General features: G+C 71.6%; 2 protein-coding genes. One reads left to right on the top strand and one right to left on the bottom strand.

Annotated features, from left to right (window positions below; all coding sequences use genetic code 11):
- Positions 1 to 45 precede the first annotated feature (45 nt).
- Entirely contained in the window at positions 46 to 804 is a 759-nt protein-coding gene (locus tag NH339_RS17975) for a ferritin-like fold-containing protein (RefSeq protein ID WP_253027364.1), read from the bottom strand.
- Between the two features lie 209 nt (positions 805 to 1013).
- On the opposite strand from NH339_RS17975, the gene NH339_RS17970 reads away from it, so the two are divergent.
- Positions 1014 to 2284: DEAD/DEAH box helicase (locus NH339_RS17970; RefSeq protein ID WP_253027365.1), on the top strand; the 1271-nt coding region annotated here is incomplete at its 3' end.

The following is a 2284-nucleotide window of genomic DNA, read 5'->3' as shown; positions in this document are numbered from 1 at the left end:
CCGATCTGGCGCGGCGCGGCGCGGCGCGGCGCGGCGCGGCGAAACCTAGGCGGCCAGGCCGAGGCGGGCCATGCGCTCGGTGTGGGCCTCGGTGATGCGGGTGAACATGCGCGAGATGGCGGTGAGGTCGAGGCCGGGGGTCTCCACTCCCCCGACGAGCACGGCGCTCAGCGCGTCGCGCTCGGCGACGAGGGTCTGGGCCTGGCGGAGGGCCTCGCCCATGAGCCGACGTCCCCAGAGGGCGAGCCGTCCGCCGACGCGGGGGTCGGCCTCGATGGCGGCACGCACCTGCTCGACGACGAACTCCGAGTGCCCGGTGCCGCTGAGCGTGTCGATGACGGTCGTGCGCGTGACGGGGTCGAGGTAGGCGGCGATCTCGCGGTAGAAGTCGGCGGCCAGCCCGTCGCCGACGAAGGCCTTGACCAGGCCCTCGAGGAAGTCGGCGGGCTTGGTCTTGCGGTGGAAGTCGCCGAAGGTGGCGGCGAACGGCTCCATGGCGTCGAAGGGGTCCTCGCCCATCTCGACGAGGCGGTCGCGCAGCACCTCGAAGTGGTCGAACTCCGCGGCGGCCATGGTCGCGACCTCGACCTTGCTGCGCAGGTCGGGGGCCATCTGGGAGTCGGCGACGAGCCGCTCGCAGGCACTGATCTCGCCGAACGCGAGGACGCCGAGCAGCTCGACGACACCGCGCCGGTACTCGGGGTCGTCGAGGGCGCTGGCGACCGGTGCCGCGGGCGTGTCGTCCGGGGGTGCCGCCGCGTCCTCGGGGGCCGACGGGTCGCTCGACTCTGCGTGGGAGGCCATGCGCCGCAGCGTAGCGCTCCCCCGCCACTCGGCTCCTGATTCTCGGGAAGCGCGCCCCAACCGGTACCCTGGTGGTGCCCTTGGGGCCGTATCTCCGTCGTGAGCTCTCGGACGCACCGTCGTCGACGCCGCCTCACGACTCGACCCGAGCATCCTTTGTTCCCTCACGAATTCGAGATCCTGTGACCACGTTCACCGACTTGGGCGTCATGCCCGAGATCGCCGACGCGCTCGACGCCGTCGGCATCAGCAGCCCGTTCCCCATCCAGGAGATGACCCTCTCCGTCGCGCTGATGGGCACCGACCTCATCGGTCAGGCGCGCACCGGCACGGGCAAGACGCTGGCCTTCTCCATCCCGGTCATCCAGCGCACCGTCGCACCGCACGACCCCGACTACGACCAGCTGGCCGCTCCCGGCAAGCCGCAGGCCCTGGTCGTCGCGCCCACCCGCGAGCTCGCGCTGCAGGTGGCCAACGACATCAAGACGGCGTCCGCGAACCGCGGCACCCGCAACCTCACGATCTACGGCGGCGTGCCCTACGAGGGCCAGCTCGAGGCGCTCGAGAAGGGCGTCGACATCGTCGTCGGCACGCCCGGGCGCATCCTCGACCTCGCCAACCGTCGCGCGCTCGACCTCTCGCACGTGAAGTCGCTCGTGCTCGACGAGGCCGACGAGATGCTCGACCTCGGCTTCCTGCCCGACGTCGAGGCGATCCTGGCCAAGACGCCGGAGACCCGACAGACGATGCTGTTCTCGGCCACGATGCCGGGCGCGATCGTGTCGCTGGCGCGCAAGCACATGCGCCACCCCATGAACATCCGCGCCGAGTCGCCGGAGGAGAACCACACGGTCCCCGCCACGGCGCAGTTCGTGTGGCAGGCCCACGAGCTCGACAAGCCCGAGGTCATCGCCCGCATCCTGCAGGCCGAGGACGTCCAGCGCGTCATCATCTTCACCCGCACGAAGCGCACGGCGCAGCGCGTGGCCGACGACCTCATCGACCGCGGCTTCCCCGCCTCGCCCCTGCACGGCGACATGGCCCAGGGTGCGCGCGAGAAGGCGCTGCAGGGCTTCCGCGACGGCAAGGTCGACGTGCTCGTGGCCACCGACGTCGCCGCCCGCGGCATCGACGTCGCGAACATCAGCCACGTCATCAACTACAACTGCCCCGAGGACCACAAGACGTACGTGCACCGCATCGGTCGCACGGGTCGCGCCGGCGCCTCGGGCATCGCGGTCACCTTCGTCGACTGGGCCGACCTGTCGCGCTGGAAGCTGATCAACGCCGAGCTCGACCTGCCGTTCGCCGACCCGCAGGAGACGTACTCGACGTCCGACCACCTCTTCCACGACCTCGGCATCGACCGGTCCGTCAAGGGCCGGCTCAAGCCCCCGTCGCCGAAGGAGCCCCGCAAGGACGGCGACCGCGGCGGACGCGGTGGCCAGGGCGGTCGCGGGCAGGGCGGCGGACGCGGCCG

It is taken from the genome of Aeromicrobium sp. CnD17-E, from assembly GCF_024124745.1.
GTDB lineage: Bacteria > Actinomycetota > Actinomycetes > Propionibacteriales > Nocardioidaceae > Aeromicrobium.
The sequence above is the reverse complement of the archived record's forward strand: the minus strand, read 5'-3'. Positions and strand labels throughout refer to the sequence as shown.